This window comes from Duganella kummerowiae, from assembly GCF_053572355.1.
Genome location: NZ_JBKFEH010000011.1, coordinates 293,279 through 308,734 on the forward strand (window position 1 = coordinate 293,279; position 15,456 = coordinate 308,734).

The window sequence follows — 15,456 nt, forward strand, 5'->3', positions numbered from 1 at the left end:
ATGCTCCTGTATTTAGTCATCGGTTGCGTATCAAGGTGTTCATCATCAGCATGGCGCCGTTGCGCTGCGGGCTGACGGTGGCGTCGAACTGCTGTTCGCCGCGGTTGGCCGCCAGCAGCACGCCGTCGGCCGATGTCTGCATCACGTGGCGGGTCCAGCCGCGCGCCTTGAGCGCCGCCTCCAGGGCCTGGGCGCTGGCCTCCACCGAGCGGCTGGAGAACGCAATCACCTGCTGCGACAGCTTGCCCTGGTCGGTCGAATCGATCACCGAGACCGCCGTCATGGCGGCCGGCAGCGGCACCGCCAGCGTGGGCGGACGGGCCAGCTGGGGCGAGGTCAGCGCCACCACCCCTTCCAGCCCGGCGCCGGACGGGCGCACCTGGAAGCTGCGGTGCTCCGGGCCCAGGGTCTGGTTCAGCACGGTCCAGTCGCCCACCTGGCTGCGCGTCACGCTGCCGCGCACCCGGCCGCGCTCCCAGGCTGACTGCACCTGCTGCAGCAGCTGCTCGGCCGGTTGCGTGGTGCTGAAGCGGCGCAGCTGCATGGGGGTGCCGTTGACCACCATGCTGTCGCCCAGGGCCGACAGCGCCAGGCTGTCCGGCGTATCCTGCCAGCCGGCCAGCGCCGGATCTGCCGCCAGGGCGCCCAGCAGCGCCGCCAGGCATGGCAACGCCGTCCGCTTCACTGGTAGCATGGCCCGGCCCCGTTGTAGGCGGCCTGGTTGCGCGGCTGGCGCAGGCGGTCGGCCGGCACGATGTCTGGGCAGATGCGGCCCAGCGCCAGTTCTTTCATGTCCGGCTCGATGACCGACACCATGGTGGTCAGCACCCCGACCGCGCCGCTGATGTCGCCCAGCCGTCCGGCCGCCACGTAGGCCCGGCTGCGCTCGGCGGCCTGGCGCGGATCGGCCGCGTCCCACTGCTCGTTGACGATGGAGGCGCTTTCCTTCAGGTTCAGGTTGAACTTGTTCCATGGCTCCGGCAGCGTCGCCACGTTGGCCAGCGCCACGCTGACCGTGCTGGTGTTGACGCCGCCGGCCGGCAGCGGCTCGCCGCCGCTCAGGGCGCCCAGCAGCGGCCCCAGCGAACCGGCGGCGCCGTTGACGGCGGCCGCCGCCTTGCCCGGCAGGCCGCCGGCCGCCATGCGCAGCTGCACGTCGCTGGGGTTGGCGAGCAGGCGCTGGCGCCCACGGTGGTCGTACCAGACCGCGCTCTGCCGGCGCCAGTTGTTGCCATTGGCATTGCCGTCGTTGTCCTTGTAGGCGGCGCGGTCCAGGTTGTACAGGCGGGCGCGCATCTGGCCGGCCAGGCGGGCGTCGCTGAGCTGGCCGGCGCCCTGCGCGGTGCGCTCCCAGGCCGCGTAGCGCGCGGCCTGGATGGTGGTGGCCTGCAGGTCGTGGAATTTGCCCAGATACCAGATGCCGAGGAAGAGCAGGGCGCTCACGCCCACCACCACCACCAGCTCCACCATGGCCTGGCCGCGTGCACGCCGCATCAGCGCGCCCCCGGCTCGGCGAAGGCGTTGGCGGCCAGCTTCTCCCCTATGCTGGCGCGTTCCACCTCGGTCACCAGGTCGGTGTCGGCCAGCGGGCTTTTCTGGCGCTGGTAGGCCACGATGGCGGTACCGTCGATATTCACCAGCGCGCCGCCCTTGGTGTCCAGGATGCACAGGTCCTTGAGGCCGGGCGCGTCGCCGGGACCGGGCGCCATGCATTTGTAGGCGCGCCCGTTGATCTGTTTGGCCACGGTGAAGACGCTGGCGGCCTTGGTATCGGGACCGGGCGCCGGCTGCGGGTCGTTGTCCTGCACCACGCGCTCGCCCTCGGCGGTGACATCGATGTGGCGGCTGCGCTGCGGCGTGCCCACCGTGGTGCTGCTGGTGTACGAGATCTTGCTCTCGCAGCCGTTCTGCGGGGTGGCGTTGTGCACGTCCAGCAGCCAGCCTTCCTCCTGTTCGTAGAAGCTGGCGCCGTCGCTGCGGTAGGTCTTGCGGCTCATGACGTAATCCCTGGGGATGCCCGCCAGCGGCTTGACCGGGGTGCCGGCCGCGCGCGCGGCGGTGGCGCACAGCTCGTAGGTGGCGCGCGCGATCGCCGTTTCCTTTTCCACCGACAGCGGCTTGGTGGACACCACCAGCTCGTAGCTCTGGCCCGCGCCCTTGGCCGGCGCCGGCTTGGCCGCGGCCGCCGTCCTGTCGGCGCCGTTGGCGTTGGAGTCACCGCAGGCGGCCAGTACCAGCGCGGCCACGCCCGCCAGCGCGCCCGCCGTCAGTCTGCCGCTTATTTTGATACGCATGTTCCACTTCCTCCCAATAAAGCATTAATCGATGGCAGCCCCTTGGCGGTATCGGCGGTGATACGGGCGCCACGGCTGTCGGTGGCCATGAAGGCGTGCCAGTACGGATTGAACAAGCCGGCCTTTTCCTGGGCGCCGTCCTGGCGCGCCACCGGGCGCTCGAAGGCCACGCAGGCCTCGGACAGGGCGTACACGCCGGCGTCGCGGCCCTGGTACTGCGGATCCTGGTCCAGCACAGCGCCATTGAACAGCGCCGTCTGGGCCCGGCCGGCGCTGCGCGCGGTGGCGATATTGGCGCCGGCCACCACCACTTCGATGGCGAATGGCAGGCGCGGGTCGTCCTTCTGCAGCTGCGGCGCCTCCAGGTCGCGGTAGCCGGGGAAGCGCAGGCGCACGTTCTTGGCATAGGTATTGCTGTTGGCGGCGCTGCGCGCCAGCTGGCCATCGGAGTCATTCCATTCGTTGGTATTGCCGTGCACGCCGATGCCGTTGGCGCGGCCATTGCCGTAGGCCTGGGCGCCGCCCCAGGCCACCGGGGTCCTGGTCATCCACTTGCCCTTGAAGTAGTTGTAGGTGGTGCGCAGCTCCATCGAATCGAGGCCTTTCCAGGCGTCGTAGTCGATCAGGTCGGTGCCGCCCTGCTTGCGGATTTCGACCACCGGCTTAAAGCCGAATTTCCAGTCGCGTTCCTGCACGAAGCCGTCGCGCGAATTGAGCGTCACTTCGCGCAGCCGCGCGCGCTCGTCGCGGTTGCCCATGTTGCGCCGTCCCGGGCTGTAGTTGCGGGTAAAACCGGCCCAGTCGCGCAGGTTGAGCGCCACCAGGGCCTTGCCGCCGGTGCTGACCGCCGCGCCATTCTGCTGGGCCACGTTGAAGGCCAGCTCCTGGGCCGCCAGCGGCGCCAGGCCGTCGAAGGCGACCTGGGCGGCGTGCTCGGCGTTGGTAAGGCCGCGCAGCGCAATCTCGGCCGGCGGCACCACGCGCTGCATGGTCTGGTCGACCCGGCTCAGCACCTGCTGCACGGCGCGCACCTCGACCGCGACCGGTGGGATGAAATTGGTGATCATGCTGATGTTGCTGACCAGCTTGTCGAGATAGCCTACCCAGGAGCGCAGGCTGACCGATTGCGCGATGGTCACTTCGTTGACGACCATGGCCCGGTTCATATAGGCCTGGAAGTTCAGATTGCGTGCCTGCCAGAGCGCCCCGCTGTAGGCGGCGGCGTCGGCAGCGTTCATCGCACGCATCTTGGCATTGGTGACCTGGCCCGAGTTGAAGGCGACCAGCATCATGCCCATCATGGCGGCGGCGAAGCCGAGGAACAGCACCATCGATTGCCCCCGTTGCCTGTGAACGTACAAAGCCATCGTCCGCTCCATGTTCTGTATGTGGATATCCCCGTGCGGCTTACTTGGTCGAGGCGCTTTCGAAGTCTTTCAGGCCCTTGGCCTTGGCGCGGTTGTTGGAATCCGTGCCGCCGTTGTCGGCCAGGGTGCGGGCGCCGCCGCTGGCCTGGCCGGCCAGGGTGGAGGCCGCGATCGAAGTCTGGCCGCGCACCACGTCGCCAAAGGCGGTGTACACGCCCACTGCGCCGATGGCGATCAGGGCCACGATGATGATGTATTCGGTCATGCCTTGACCGCGCTGCGATTTCAGGGAGAGACGTTGCATAGAAAACTCCATAGGTAAAGGATGAGTGACTAATGGTTACTTTGGCTGCGCAGCCAGGACGTATCTTATTCCGGAGTTCGCGCGACGATAAAGCGCTTTTTTGGTTCCGTTTCCAGTCGAAAATTTCCTGATCGTATCGTACGCACAACACAAAAATGCTTGAGTTAGACTTCGCCGTTTTTCTTTTTGTGACACTATTTCCTGATGTTAAAAAAATAACTTTCCTCTCAGATAAGTTCCTCCGTCACAGTAACGTTTTGACTTGTTTCCTTACTTTTCATGTGAAAGTGACGCAGTCAGTGCAGAGTCCGCTTTTGATAGCGATTGCTTTGTAAAACGACAATTGCGACGGTGCGATTTGATGTAGATCGAATTTTGTGGTATATGCAGCATCAATAGCCCCGGGTGTGAGTATTGGTTAGTATTCGCAAAAAATTTACCTACATAAATAAAGAAATTTTTTTGTGTTTGTTGTATTTTTGCTTCATTTTTCCGCAGTTTTCATGCGTACCTTTCATTTTTATTTGCAGGAGTATCGATTTCATGCGCTTTTTTCCGCTGCTGATGATCGCCGTGGCCGGCCTGGTGCTGGCCGGCTGCCACAAGAAACCCGACACCCCCGCCGCGTCGGCCCCCGCCGCCTCCACAGCGGCCATGGCGCCCGCAGTCCCGGCCGCGCCAGCCAGCGCCCCCGCCCCGGCCGCCTTCGATCCGGCCAGCGTGCCGCTGTCGAGCGCCAAGCTGCCGCCTTTCCCCTATATGGACTGGCCGCCCGCGGTGCAGGCGGGAGGCAAGAACCAGGTCGTCGACGCCGAGTTCGACCGTGGCTACATCGCCATCGGCCAGCAGTTGCGGGCGGTGGAAGGGCGCATCAACGTGCGCTCCTTCTACAATTCGGACGCCAAGCTGACCGAGTTGGCCGCCTTGCGCAACTATGAGAACGCCATCACCGAACTGGGCGGTGTCAAGCTGCCGGCTGCCGATCCCTCCAGTCCCGCCTTCATCGAGGCCAATGGCGGCGACCGCTACCAGATCGAACGCACCCGTTTGCACTTGCCCGACATCCGCTACGGCTACACGGCCTACCTGATACGCCGGCCGGACACCAATATCTGGCTCAGCCTGGGCATCAGCGACTCGCGCACCCTGGTCACGGTGATACAGGAGAAGGCCATGAACCAGACCGTGGGCCTGGTGACGGCGGACGACATGGCGCGCGAGCTGGGCGCCAAGGGCAGGGTGGCGCTGTACATCAATTTCGACGTGGACCAGGCCACCCTGCGCGCGGACGGCCAGCCGGTGGTGGCGGAAATCGGCAAGCTGCTCAAGCAGCAGCCGGAGCTCAAGCTGTCCATCGAAGGCCACACGGACAACAGCGGCAACGCCGCGCACAACAAGCAGCTGTCGCGCCAGCGCGCCGAGACCGTGCTGGCCCGGCTGGTGGCCGGCGGCATAGACCCGGCGCGCCTGTCGGCCGCCGGCTACGGCGCCGAACAGCCGCTGGCCGACAACGCTAGCGAGGAAGGCCGGGCCAGGAACCGTCGGGTGGAGCTGGTCAAGCGTTAAACATGGCCAAAGATGCGCTGGCTAAGAACGCGGGTTCGTACTAACATTGTATGAACCTAGCCTGGAGGTACAGCCCGAGATGAAAACGTCCATTCGAAAAATGGGAAATTCCCAGGGTGTTCTGCTGCCCAAGCCAGTTCTCGCCCAGGCCGGCATGGAGCTCGGTGAGGTGGAGATGACGGTGGAGGACAATGCGATCGTCATCCGCCGGCCGCAAAAAAAGGTGCGTGAAGGCTGGGCCGAGGCCAGCAAGGACATCGCGGCCGCCGCCGATGACGCGCTGGTCTGGCCCGAATTCCCCAACGACGGTGATGAAAAGCTCGTATGGTGAAGCGTGGCGACATCTGGCTGGTGCAGCTGGACCAGACGGTGGGTAGCGAGATCCAGAAAGCCCGGCCGTGCGTCATCATTTCGCCGCCGGAGATGCATGACTACATACGGACGGTCACGGTGGCGCCGATGACCACAGGCGCGAAGCCGGCCCCTTACCGCATACCGGTGACCTTCGATAAAAAGACTGGGTTGATCCTGCTGGACCAGCTGCGCAGCGTGGACAAGGTCAGGCTGTCGAAAAAATTGGGCAAGCTCGGTCCGGCCACGCTGAACGCCACGCTGCTGGTCTTGCAGGAAATCTTTGCGGTCTGAGCAGCGTCCGCCACAGAGTCCAGCCCGCCAGCTTGCGGCCTGGCGGCGCCCCGGGTAAGCTGTTGCCATCCCACTAACGCGCCCGCCCATGTCCGCACCGCCCCGTTTCCGCCGCGCCGCTGTTCCGGTCATGCCGGTGCAGGCGTTCCGCTGTCCCGAGGATATCCTGGAGGCCATGCTGCAAAGCGTGCAGGATGGCGCTGTCCATCCGCGTCCGCCGCTGCAGCCGGTAGCCGGCACGGCCCTGCTGCGCTTCATTGAAATCGGCCTGGCCCTGCGCGCCTGCGCGCGCGACCCGGCACGGCGCGATTACCTGGTGCGGCGCCTGCTGCCGCACCGCAGCCTGATCGTCGGCCCGCTGCCGGTCAACCTGCAGGCGCGCGGCATGTTGCCCGAGATGGCGCCCGCCGAGCAGGCCGCGCACGGCTTCCGCGCGCTGGAAGACGTCAGCGACGGCGAACTGCGCGACTGGGTGATCGCCGACTGCGGCATGATCTACGGCGAACTGGAACGGCACGAACTGGACAACTATTTCGACCTGGTCGCGCCCCACCTGGCGCCCGGCGGCCTCATGTTCGACCTGGGCAGCGGCCTGGGCAAGGTGGTCATGTCGGCCGCCGTCAGCCTGCCGTTCGCGCGCTGCGTGGGCGTGGAGCTGCTGCCCTACCGCCACCGCATCGCCACCCGCCGCCGCCAGCTGCTGCTGCAACTGGCCGCTAAGGGGTTGCAGGCGTTGCCCCGCCCGCTGCGTGAAGGCGATACGCTGCGCCTGCCCGGCGGGCGCAGCGCGCCAGCCAGCCATTTGCTGGCGCTGGCCGGCCGCATCGCGCTGCTCGAGGCCGACATGTTCGACGCCGACCTGCGCCAGGCCAGCCTGGTGTTCCTGTACAGCACCTGCTTCGCCCCCCTGATGGGCGCCCTGGCAGACAAGCTGGCGCGCGAAGTGCCGGAGCATTGCCTGGTCACCACCACCACCTATCCGCTGCAGCACCCGGCCTTCGAGCTGGTCGAGAATGCCGCGCCCGACAGCGCGGCCTGGACCTCGCTGTTCGTGTACCGCCGCGTGGGGCGGCCCGGGCCCTGTGCGCCGTCGGCGCCGCCGTCGCTGCATGTGCCTGATGCGCAGGAGTGGAGCGCCAGCGTGCACGCGCTGCTGGCCAGCCTGGATGGCGGCTGATGGTAGCGATGTCATGATGCTACAATCCGCCCATGAGCCATGATACCGCCCCCCTCCCGCGCCGCAAGAAGGGCAGTGGCCTGACCCTGACCGATGTCGCCAGGATCGCCGGCGTGGCGCCCATCTCCGCCTCGCGCGCGCTGCGCAACCCGGATGCGGTCTCGCCCGCGCTGCTGCAGAAGGTGAGGGCGGCCGTGGAGCTGACCGGCTACGTGCCCAACCTGGTGGCCGGCGCCCTGGCTTCGCGCAACAGCAAGCTGGTGGCGGCCGTGGTGCCGACCCTGGTCGGTCCCGTATTCCAGGACATGGTGCAGGCCCTGACCGAGACCTTGGCCGCCTCCGGCTACCAGGTCATGCTGGGCCAGAGCGGCTACCAGCATACGCGCGAGGATGATTTGCTGGACGCGATCATTGGACGCCGTCCGGCCGGCGTGGTGCTGACCGGGGTGATGCGCTCGCCGCAGGCGCGCCGCCGCCTGCTCAACGCCGGCTTCCCGGTGGTGGAAACCTGGGACCTGACGCCCACGCCCATCGACATGCTGGTCGGCTTCTCGCACGAGCGCATAGGCACGGCCGTGGCCGAGTTCCTGCACGCGCGCGGACGGCGCCGCGTGGCAGTGGTCAGCGGCGCCGACGAGCGCAGCCAGCGGCGTAGCGCCGCCTTCACCCGGCGCGCCCTGGAACTGGGCATGGCGCATGCGGGCGAGACCGCCATCCCCGCCATCAGCGTGACCCCGCCCACCACCCTGGGCGCGGGCCGCCGCGCCATGGTCGAACTGCGCGACCGCTACCACGACATCGACGCCGTGTTCTGCAGCTCGGACCTGATGGCCCAGGGCGTGATGCTGGAAGCCCAGCTGGGGCAGGTGGCGGTGCCGGAAGAACTGGCGGTGGTGGGTTTCGGCGACCTCGGCTTCGCGCGCGACCTGCACCCGGCCCTGACTTCGGTGCACGTGGATGGCGCCGCCGTGGGCCGCATCGCGGCCGAATTCATCCTGGCGCGCATGCATGGCAAGGAAGTGGCCGAGCCGGTGCGCGACCTGGGCTTCCACATCGTCGAACGCGCCAGCACCTGACGCTTGCAATGACGCAACGAACCTCACACGGCGCTTGCTTTGATGCGATGGCAGCGCTACCATAAAATGATTGCGCTAACATCGAGAGCCCCGCCACTATGACCTTGAACGATACGCCCCGCATCACCGCCATGCGCGTGATCCCCGTCGCCGGCCGCGACAGCATGCTGCTCAACCTGAGCGGCGCCCACGGTCCTTATTTCACCCGCAATATCGTCATCCTCAGCGACAGCGCCGGCCGCACCGGCGTGGGCGAGGTGCCCGGCGGCGAAAAGATACGCCAGACCCTGGAGGATGCGCGCCCGCTGGTGCTGGGCCAGCCCGTCGGCCACTACCACGCCATCCTGAACGCGGCCCGGCGCGCTTTCGGCGAGCGCGACGCCGGTGGCCGCGGGCTGCAGACCTTCGACCTGCGCGTGGCGGTGCACGCCGTCACGGCGCTGGAATCGGCCCTGCTGGACTTGCTGGGCCAATTCTTGGGCGTGCCGGTGGCCGCCCTGCTGGGCGAAGGCCAGCAGCGCGACGCCGTGAAAATGCTGGGCTACCTGTTCTACATAGGCGACCGGCGCCGCACCAGCCTGCCGTATGCCGACGGCGCCGGGGAAAGCGATGACTGGCTGCGCCTGCGCCACGAGGAGGCGCTGACGCCGCAGGCGGTGGTCCGGCTGGCCGAGGCGGCCTACCAGCGCTACGGCTTCCAGGATTTCAAGCTCAAGGGCGGCGTGCTGCGCGGCGAGGAGGAAATGGAGGCGGTGCTGGCCCTGGCCGAGCGCTTCCCCCAGGCCCGCATCACGCTGGACCCGAACGGCGGCTGGCTGCTCAAGGATGCCATCCGCCTGTGCCGCGACAAGCACGGCGTGCTGGCCTACGCCGAAGACCCGTGCGGCGCCGAAAACGGCTATTCCGGCCGCGAAGTGGTGGCGGAATTCCGGCGCGCCACCGGCCTGCCGACCGCCACCAACATGATCGCCACCGACTGGCGCGAGATGCGCCACGCCATCCAGCTGCAGTCGGTCGACATTCCGCTGGCCGATCCGCACTTCTGGACCATGCAGGGCTCCGTGCGGGTGGCGCAGATGTGCCACGAGTGGGGCTTGACCTGGGGTTCGCATTCGAACAACCACTTCGATATCTCGCTGGCCATGTTCACCCAGGTGGCGGCCGCCGCCCCGGGCGAGATCACCGCCATCGACACCCACTGGATCTGGCAGGACGGCCAGCGCCTGACCCGCGAGCCGCTCAAGATTGTCGACGGCATGGTGCAGGTGCCCAGCAAGCCCGGCCTGGGCGTGGAGATCGACCTGGAGCAGGTCGAGGCGGCCCACCAGCTGTACCTCAACATGGGCCTGGGCGCGCGCGACGATGCCGTCGCCATGCAATTCCTGATCCCGGGCTGGACCTTCAACAACAAGCAGCCGGCCCTGGTGCGCTAGTCCAGCAGCCACTTGCGCGCCGTGGCCACGATACTGGCCGACAGGGCGCGCGTGGCAGGGGTCTGGATATCCCAGCTGTGCCAGTACAGCGGCACGTCCAGCCAGTAGCCGGGCGCCAGGTCCACCAGGCTGCCGCTGTCCAGCTGGGCCGCGCATTGTTGGACTGGCAACATGCCATAGCCCAGCCCCGCCTCGATGAAGCGCACGAATCCCTCCGAGCTGGACAGGGCGTGGTGGGGATAGGCTTCCTCAAATCCCAGCCGCAGCTTCAGGAATTGGGTTTGCAGCGTGTCCTTGCGGTCGAAATTGAGCACCGGCGCCTGGCGCGCCGCCGCCACCGTCATGCCGTCCGGGAACCAGCGCTCCCGGAACGCGGGGCTGGCCACGCACATGTAGCGCATGGCGCCCAGGGCCGTGGCGCTGGTGCCGGCCACGGTGGCGGCCTCGCTGGTGACGCAGCCGTAGACCCGGCCTTCGCGCAGGCTGGACAGGGTATGGTCCTGGTCGTCCAGCCGGATCTGCAGTAAAAGTTTCCCTTCCAACATCAACGGCTGTACCGCCTCCTGCAGCCAGGTGGCGGCGCTGTCGGCGTTGACGGCGATGGCGATCTCCTGCCACTGGCCGCCGCCTGGGCGTCGCAGGGCCGCCTCCAGCAGCTTGACCTGGCGGTAGTGGGCAATCAGGCGCTGGCCGGCCTCGGTTGCCGCCGGCGGCTGGGAGCGCACCACCAGCAATTCGCCGGCCCCGTGTTCCAGCATGCGGATGCGCTGCGAAACGGCCGACTGGGTGATGGACAGGGCCGCAGCCGCCTTGTCGAAACCGCCATGTTCGACCACGGCGTCCAGCGCCGCCAGCCCCCGGTAATCCACGTGACTCATTAGCTATCCTAATATTTGACAAGAATGATTCATTATACTTATATAAGACGGAAAGGTAAGCTGAGCTTTTTTTAGTGGATGGCGAGATGGAATTGACGGCATTTTTAAAAGGCGCGGGCTTGGGCGCGGGCCTGATCGTGGCGATAGGATCGCAAAATGCATTCTTGCTGAGGCAGGCGCTGAAAAAGGAATTCGTATTTACCTGCACGATGATCTGCATTATCTGCGATGTGATTCTGATTGGCGCCGGCGTGGCCGGCATGGGCGCCGTCATTAATAGCATGCCGGCGCTGCTATCTGCCATCAAAATATGCGGGGCAGCTTTCCTGTTCTGGTATGGATTACGTGCGGCGAAATCCGCCCTGACTCCGGCTGCCATGCAGGCGGGTGAACAGGATATCTCTGGCCGGCGCGCTGTTCTTACGGCGATGCTGGCGGTCAGCATATTAAACCCCCATGTTTATCTGGATACCGTGGTGTTATTGGGATCCATAGGCGGGCAACAGCCCGGCAATGGCCGCTGGTATTTTGCGCTGGGCGCCATCTGCGCCTCGGTGGCCTGGTTTGGCAGCCTGGGCGCCGGCGCGCGGCTGCTGGCGCCGCTGTTTGCCAGGCCGGCGGCGTGGCGCTGGCTGGATGCCGTGATTGCGGTCGTGATGTGGAGTATCGCGGCGTCGCTGCTGTTATGAAAATAAACTTGAAATTGGCTTTTTTATGCCATGTTCTGGCATGAAAAGGGTAAAAACATGCTGCAGAGTAAAGGAATTCGCTCAATATTGCATGGTAATCATGACTTTTGTGTGTGAGAGATGTGCCATGCGGCAATATATCTTCGCCAGCTTGCAGCTGTTCCGCTTACAATCATGAAGGTTCCCGGTGCCTGCCACCGGGTGTGATAATCAGCGTAGCCCGGCCCCGAGCGGCATAGTCATGAGCGCGGACCCCCACCTCTTCATGCTGGTGTCCCTGGTAGCGGACGCCATCCTCAGCGCGATACTGCTGTTCCTGTGGCTGATGCAGCGCAAGGAAAAGCACGCTTTATTCTGGGCTGCCGGCCAGTTTTCCGTCATGGCCGGCACCGCCATCTGGTTTTTGGGACCGCCATCCTGGCCGCGCCATATTGCCGCCGCCTGCATGCTTGCTTGTGCCGTCATGGGTTATTGGGCTGGCACCGGGTATTTTCTCGGGAATTTAAAACACAGGCATGTCAAGCCGGCCTTGCTGGTATTCCTGATATTGGTCCTGGTATTATCGCTGGAATGGATAATCCATGATGCCTGGGTGGTGCCGGGTACATCCGCTATATTGGGCGCCGCCATTTTATGGGCCGGTGCAAGGCTGGCATATAAAGGCAGCCGTTATCGGTTGCTGGGCGCCACGCTGATTGCGCGCGGTGTTATCGACCTGGCCAGCGCGGTGGCCCTGGGACCGGATTCCTATGGGTTATGGTTTATTGCGGCGGCCGTGACCAAAACCCTGTCGATGCTTTGCCTGATATACGCGGTACAACATGAAATCCAGCAGCGCTATGCCTTGACCATCGACAGCCTGAGCGACGGTTTCCTGATACGCGACCGGCGCGGCTACATCCACGTGGCCAACGAACGCTGCGCCCGGCTGCTGGGCTACCGCCATGCATCCGAACTGATAGGCGCCCATGTCACGCAGCTGCTGCCACACGCCACCGAGGCGATGGTGGACGACTATTTCCGCCGCTTCGAAGCGGCCCAGGGCCGCTATCCCATGGTCGAAACAGCGCTGTACACCCTGCATAACGGCGCCCAGCTGCCGGTGGAAATGCTGGCCTCGCCATATATCGAGCGCGGCCAGCTGTATTGCATGGTGCAGTTGCTGGACATCACGGAACGCAAGAAGAAAGACGATCTGCTGTACCGGGCCGCCCGCTATGACGCCGTGACCGGCTTCTACAACCGCAACGGCCTCAACCATGAACTCACGTCATTGATCGGCACGTCCGCAGCAAACCAGGAGGAATGTGCGGTATTGTTCATTGACCTGGACAAGTTCAAGCGGGTCAACGATTCCTTCGGCCATGCCGCTGGCGACCAGCTGCTGTCCCAGATGGCGCGCCGCCTGCATGGCTTGCTGAGCGCCGGCGATCTGCTGGCCCGCTTCGGCGGGGACGAATTCATCGTCGTGCTGCCGGGGCTGGCGCCCGGGGCGGCGGCCCGCGCCGCGCAGCAGTGTGGCGCGGCCATCCTCGCCTCCCTGTCCACCTGCTTCGAGTTGTCGCACCACGCCATCGGCGTCTCGGCCAGCATAGGCGTGGCCTGCTATCCGGAGCAGGGCGCCGATGCCGACACCCTGCTGCGCAACGCCGATATCGCCATGTACGAGGCCAAGCGGGCCGGACGCGGCGAACTGCGCTTCTTCAATGACGCCATGAACGCGGCCGCCAAGGATGCCCTGGTGATCGACGGCGCCCTGCGCGGCGCCATCGAGGCCGGCGAATTCCATCTCGTTTACCAGGCGATCACGGATGCCCACAGCCGCCAGGTGAAAAAAGTGGAAGCCCTGCTGCGCTGGCGCAGTGCGCTGCTGGGCCCGGTCGCGCCGGACCGCTTCATCCCGGTGGCCGAGGATAGCGGCATGATCGTGGAACTGGGCACCTGGGTGCTGAACGAGGCTTGCCGCCAGGTGGCGGACTGGCGCGGTGCGCTGGGCGAGGTCATCATCAGCATCAATGTCTCGGCCTGGCAGCTGGTCGATCCCCGCTTCATCGCCCTGGTCGAGCATGCGCTGGGCAGCAATGGCTTGTCGCCGCAGCAGCTGGAGCTGGAACTGACCGAGCGCGTGCTGATCGATGACGGCCCCAACGTGCGCGCCGTGCTGGAGCGGCTGCGCACCCTGGGCGTCAGCATTTCGCTGGATGACTTCGGCACTGGCTATTCCTCGCTCAGCTACCTGACCCAGTTCCAGCTCAACACCCTCAAGATAGACCGCGCCTTCGTGATGGACATCGAACACAGCGAACGCAGCCACAACCTGGTGCAAGCCATCATCGCCATGGGCCACAGCCTGGGCTTGCAGCTGGTGGCCGAAGGCGTGGAAACGGCGGGCCAGGCCGCCATCCTGGGAAGCATGGGCTGCCACTACTTGCAGGGCTACCATATTTCCAGGCCCATCCCGCCGGAAGCGCTGCAGCGCCTCGCGGCCGCCAAGAGCGAACCGCTGGTGGCCGAGGATTTCTCGATCTGAGACGATTTGCCGTGATCGTCGCGGCTTCCGCGCGCAACTTCGGCCTATGGCGCCGCCGGCTAGTCCGCGGCTCCGGTCGCGGCCAGCACCAGCATGGCCAGCACGGCCAGCGCCATCAGGCCGGTGCACAGCCAACCCAGCACCCGCAGCAGCGGTGAAATGGCCAGCTGGCCCATCACGGCCGGACGCACCGCCAGCAGCATCATGACCACCATCACCGGCACCGCGATCACGCCGTTGATGACGGCCGACCAGTACAGCGCCCGCATGGGATCGACCGGGGTGAAGCACAGCGCCGTGCCGATGGCAGTGGCGCCGATGATGATGGCGTAGAACTTGCGCGCCTCGGCCAGGTCCAGTTCCAGGCTGTTTTTCCAGCGCATGGCGCCGGCGATGGCGTAGGCGGCCGAGCCGGCCAATACCGGCACCGCCAGCAGCCCGGTACCGACTATGCCCATGGCGAACAGGGCGAACGCCAGCTGGCCCGCCACCGGACGCAGGGCGGAGGCGGCCTGGGCCGAGGATTCGATCTGCGTGACGCCGTGCGCGCGCAGGGCCACGGCGGCGGTCAGGATGATGAAGAAGGCCACCAGGTTGGAAAAGCCCATGCCGATCACGGTGTCGGTCTTGATGCGCGACAGCTGGTCCCGCGCCTGGCGGCCATCGTCGACCAGGGGCTGGGCGTCGGGATCGGCGCGCAATTCCTCCACCTCCTGCGAAGCCTGCCAGAAAAACAGGTAGGGGCTGATGGTGGTGCCGAAGATGGCCACCACCGTGGTGATGTACTGCGGCTCCCAGCGCAGGGTAGGCAGCAGGGTCTGGTGCAGCACCGTTGCCCAAGGCACGTTCATCACCAGCGCGGTGGCGGCGTAGGCCAGCAGCGCCAGGGTCAGCCATTTCAGGATGCGAACGTAGCGCCGGTAGGGCAGCATCACCTGCAGCACGGCCGATAGCGCCCCGCACAGGGCCGCATACAGCTGCGCCGGCCCGCCCAGCACCAGGCGCAGCGCCTGGCCCATGGCGGCGATGTCGGCCGCGATATTGATGGTGTTGGCGACCAGCAGCAGGAGCACCAGGGCGTGCAGCAGCCAGGGCGGAAAATGGCGGCGGATGTTGGTGGCCAGGCCGCGCCCGCTGACCCTGCCGATCTGGGCCGCGATCATCTGGATCGCCACCATCAGCGGAAAGGTCAGCAGCATGGTCCACAGCATGCCGTAGCCGAACTGGGCCCCCGCCTGGGAGTAGGTGGCGATGCCGCTGGGGTCGTCGTCGGCCGCCCCGGTCACCAGTCCGGGGCCCAGCTTGGCCAGCCATGGCTGCCGGGCCGGCGGCGCGGCCGGTCCGGTTGCGGACTGTGCTGGAACGGATTCGATGGCGGACATGGCGCTGGCTCCGGTGGCAATGGCGCCATGGTAGGCGCGCCCGGCGGCCGGCTCTGTACGCTTCCGAACGCAGCCAGGTGTTGTCGAGTCATCAAACTGTCATTGCATGGTCACG

At 66.0% G+C, this 15,456-nt stretch carries 15 protein-coding genes; 8 read left to right on the forward strand and 7 right to left on the reverse strand.

The features are described 5' to 3' along the window. Positions 1 to 16: 16 nt before the first annotated feature. Genes ACLB1G_RS17375 through ACLB1G_RS17395 form a run of 5 tightly spaced genes read right to left on the reverse strand, consistent with a single transcriptional unit; the run spans position 17 to position 3,965 of the window. Positions 17 to 694 carry a hypothetical protein gene (locus ACLB1G_RS17375; protein ID WP_491628486.1) on the reverse strand — a complete coding sequence of 226 codons (678 nt, stop codon included), beginning with the start codon at positions 692 to 694 and terminating at the stop codon, positions 17 to 19. Then, a complete protein-coding gene (locus ACLB1G_RS17380; RefSeq protein WP_491628487.1) occupies positions 682 to 1,494 on the reverse strand; it encodes a hypothetical protein in 813 nt (270 codons plus the stop codon). Before ACLB1G_RS17380 ends, ACLB1G_RS17375 begins: the two co-directional genes overlap by 13 nt. Next, complete coding sequence (locus tag ACLB1G_RS17385) at positions 1,494 to 2,294, reverse strand: hypothetical protein (protein WP_491628488.1); 801 nt, start codon at positions 2,292 to 2,294, stop codon at positions 1,494 to 1,496. The genes ACLB1G_RS17380 and ACLB1G_RS17385 overlap by 1 nt, the downstream gene beginning before the upstream one ends. Continuing rightward, a complete protein-coding gene (locus ACLB1G_RS17390; RefSeq protein ID WP_491628489.1) occupies positions 2,279 to 3,661 on the reverse strand; it encodes a pilus assembly protein TadG-related protein in 1,383 nt (460 codons plus the stop codon). Before ACLB1G_RS17390 ends, ACLB1G_RS17385 begins: the two co-directional genes overlap by 16 nt. A 40-nt stretch (positions 3,662 to 3,701) precedes the next feature. Beyond that, complete coding sequence (locus ACLB1G_RS17395; protein WP_491628490.1) at positions 3,702 to 3,965, reverse strand: Flp family type IVb pilin; 264 nt, start codon at positions 3,963 to 3,965, stop codon at positions 3,702 to 3,704. 543 nt (positions 3,966 to 4,508) lie between these two features. On the opposite strand from ACLB1G_RS17395, the gene ACLB1G_RS17400 reads away from it, so the two are divergent. The 6 genes from ACLB1G_RS17400 to gudD all read left to right on the forward strand — a co-directional run bounded on the left by ACLB1G_RS17400 (position 4,509) and on the right by gudD (position 9,862). Then, positions 4,509 to 5,531, forward strand: coding sequence for an OmpA family protein (locus ACLB1G_RS17400; RefSeq protein ID WP_491628491.1), 1,023 nt, complete (start codon positions 4,509 to 4,511; stop codon positions 5,529 to 5,531). A gap of 79 nt (positions 5,532 to 5,610) precedes the next feature. Further along, the gene (locus ACLB1G_RS17405; protein ID WP_491628492.1) at positions 5,611 to 5,862 is read left to right on the forward strand and encodes an AbrB/MazE/SpoVT family DNA-binding domain-containing protein; all 252 of its coding nucleotides are present in this window, start codon (positions 5,611 to 5,613) and stop codon (positions 5,860 to 5,862) included. Then, a complete protein-coding gene (locus ACLB1G_RS17410) occupies positions 5,856 to 6,176 on the forward strand; it encodes a type II toxin-antitoxin system PemK/MazF family toxin (RefSeq protein WP_491628493.1) in 321 nt (106 codons plus the stop codon). Before ACLB1G_RS17405 ends, ACLB1G_RS17410 begins: the two co-directional genes overlap by 7 nt. An 88-nt stretch (positions 6,177 to 6,264) precedes the next feature. Further along, positions 6,265 to 7,353, forward strand: coding sequence for a histone methylation protein DOT1-like protein (locus ACLB1G_RS17415; RefSeq protein ID WP_491628494.1), 1,089 nt, complete (start codon positions 6,265 to 6,267; stop codon positions 7,351 to 7,353). Positions 7,354 to 7,385: 32 nt separating this feature from the next. After that, positions 7,386 to 8,429 carry a LacI family DNA-binding transcriptional regulator gene (locus ACLB1G_RS17420; RefSeq protein WP_491628495.1) on the forward strand — a complete coding sequence of 348 codons (1,044 nt, stop codon included), beginning with the start codon at positions 7,386 to 7,388 and terminating at the stop codon, positions 8,427 to 8,429. 98 nt (positions 8,430 to 8,527) lie between these two features. Further along, positions 8,528 to 9,862, forward strand: coding sequence for a glucarate dehydratase (gudD, locus tag ACLB1G_RS17425; RefSeq protein WP_491628496.1), 1,335 nt, complete (start codon positions 8,528 to 8,530; stop codon positions 9,860 to 9,862). Here gudD and ACLB1G_RS17430 read toward each other — a convergent pair. Next, positions 9,859 to 10,740 (reverse strand): LysR family transcriptional regulator ArgP, encoded by an 882-nt coding sequence (locus tag ACLB1G_RS17430; RefSeq protein ID WP_491628497.1) that lies wholly within the window; start codon positions 10,738 to 10,740, stop codon positions 9,859 to 9,861. The genes gudD and ACLB1G_RS17430 overlap by 4 nt on opposite strands. An 86-nt stretch (positions 10,741 to 10,826) precedes the next feature. Between ACLB1G_RS17430 and ACLB1G_RS17435 the strand changes: the two genes are divergently transcribed. Together ACLB1G_RS17435 and ACLB1G_RS17440 are read left to right on the forward strand one after the other, a co-directional pair. Further along, entirely contained in the window at positions 10,827 to 11,429 is a 603-nt protein-coding gene (locus ACLB1G_RS17435) for a LysE/ArgO family amino acid transporter (protein ID WP_491628498.1), read from the forward strand. A 241-nt stretch (positions 11,430 to 11,670) separates the two neighbouring features. Beyond that, complete coding sequence (locus ACLB1G_RS17440; protein ID WP_491628499.1) at positions 11,671 to 13,959, forward strand: putative bifunctional diguanylate cyclase/phosphodiesterase; 2,289 nt, start codon at positions 11,671 to 11,673, stop codon at positions 13,957 to 13,959. 59 nt (positions 13,960 to 14,018) lie between these two features. Here the strand turns inward: ACLB1G_RS17440 and ACLB1G_RS17445 are convergent, their stop codons facing one another. Beyond that, complete coding sequence (locus ACLB1G_RS17445) at positions 14,019 to 15,341, reverse strand: NRAMP family divalent metal transporter (protein ID WP_491628500.1); 1,323 nt, start codon at positions 15,339 to 15,341, stop codon at positions 14,019 to 14,021. Positions 15,342 to 15,456 lie beyond the last annotated feature (115 nt).

Bases quoted from the DNA above. Each gene is read 5' to 3' on its own strand.
- ACLB1G_RS17405 (WP_491628492.1), top strand. From the start codon at position 5,611: ATGAAAACGTCCATTCGAAAAATGGGAAATTCCCAGGGTGTTCTGCTG.
- ACLB1G_RS17380 (WP_491628487.1), bottom strand. From the start codon at position 1,494: ATGCGGCGTGCACGCGGCCAGGCCATGGTGGAGCTGGTGGTGGTGGTG.
- ACLB1G_RS17390 (WP_491628489.1), bottom strand. From the start codon at position 3,661: ATGGCTTTGTACGTTCACAGGCAACGGGGGCAATCGATGGTGCTGTTC.
- ACLB1G_RS17410 (WP_491628493.1), top strand. From the start codon at position 5,856: ATGGTGAAGCGTGGCGACATCTGGCTGGTGCAGCTGGACCAGACGGTG.
- ACLB1G_RS17440 (WP_491628499.1), top strand. From the start codon at position 11,671: ATGAGCGCGGACCCCCACCTCTTCATGCTGGTGTCCCTGGTAGCGGAC.
- ACLB1G_RS17385 (WP_491628488.1), bottom strand. From the start codon at position 2,294: ATGCGTATCAAAATAAGCGGCAGACTGACGGCGGGCGCGCTGGCGGGC.
- ACLB1G_RS17435 (WP_491628498.1), top strand. From the start codon at position 10,827: ATGGAATTGACGGCATTTTTAAAAGGCGCGGGCTTGGGCGCGGGCCTG.
- ACLB1G_RS17400 (WP_491628491.1), top strand. From the start codon at position 4,509: ATGCGCTTTTTTCCGCTGCTGATGATCGCCGTGGCCGGCCTGGTGCTG.
- ACLB1G_RS17430 (WP_491628497.1), bottom strand. From the start codon at position 10,740: ATGAGTCACGTGGATTACCGGGGGCTGGCGGCGCTGGACGCCGTGGTC.
- ACLB1G_RS17375 (WP_491628486.1), bottom strand. From the start codon at position 694: ATGCTACCAGTGAAGCGGACGGCGTTGCCATGCCTGGCGGCGCTGCTG.
- ACLB1G_RS17415 (WP_491628494.1), top strand. From the start codon at position 6,265: ATGTCCGCACCGCCCCGTTTCCGCCGCGCCGCTGTTCCGGTCATGCCG.
- ACLB1G_RS17420 (WP_491628495.1), top strand. From the start codon at position 7,386: ATGAGCCATGATACCGCCCCCCTCCCGCGCCGCAAGAAGGGCAGTGGC.
- ACLB1G_RS17445 (WP_491628500.1), bottom strand. From the start codon at position 15,341: ATGTCCGCCATCGAATCCGTTCCAGCACAGTCCGCAACCGGACCGGCC.
- ACLB1G_RS17395 (WP_491628490.1), bottom strand. From the start codon at position 3,965: ATGCAACGTCTCTCCCTGAAATCGCAGCGCGGTCAAGGCATGACCGAA.
- gudD (WP_491628496.1), top strand. From the start codon at position 8,528: ATGACCTTGAACGATACGCCCCGCATCACCGCCATGCGCGTGATCCCC.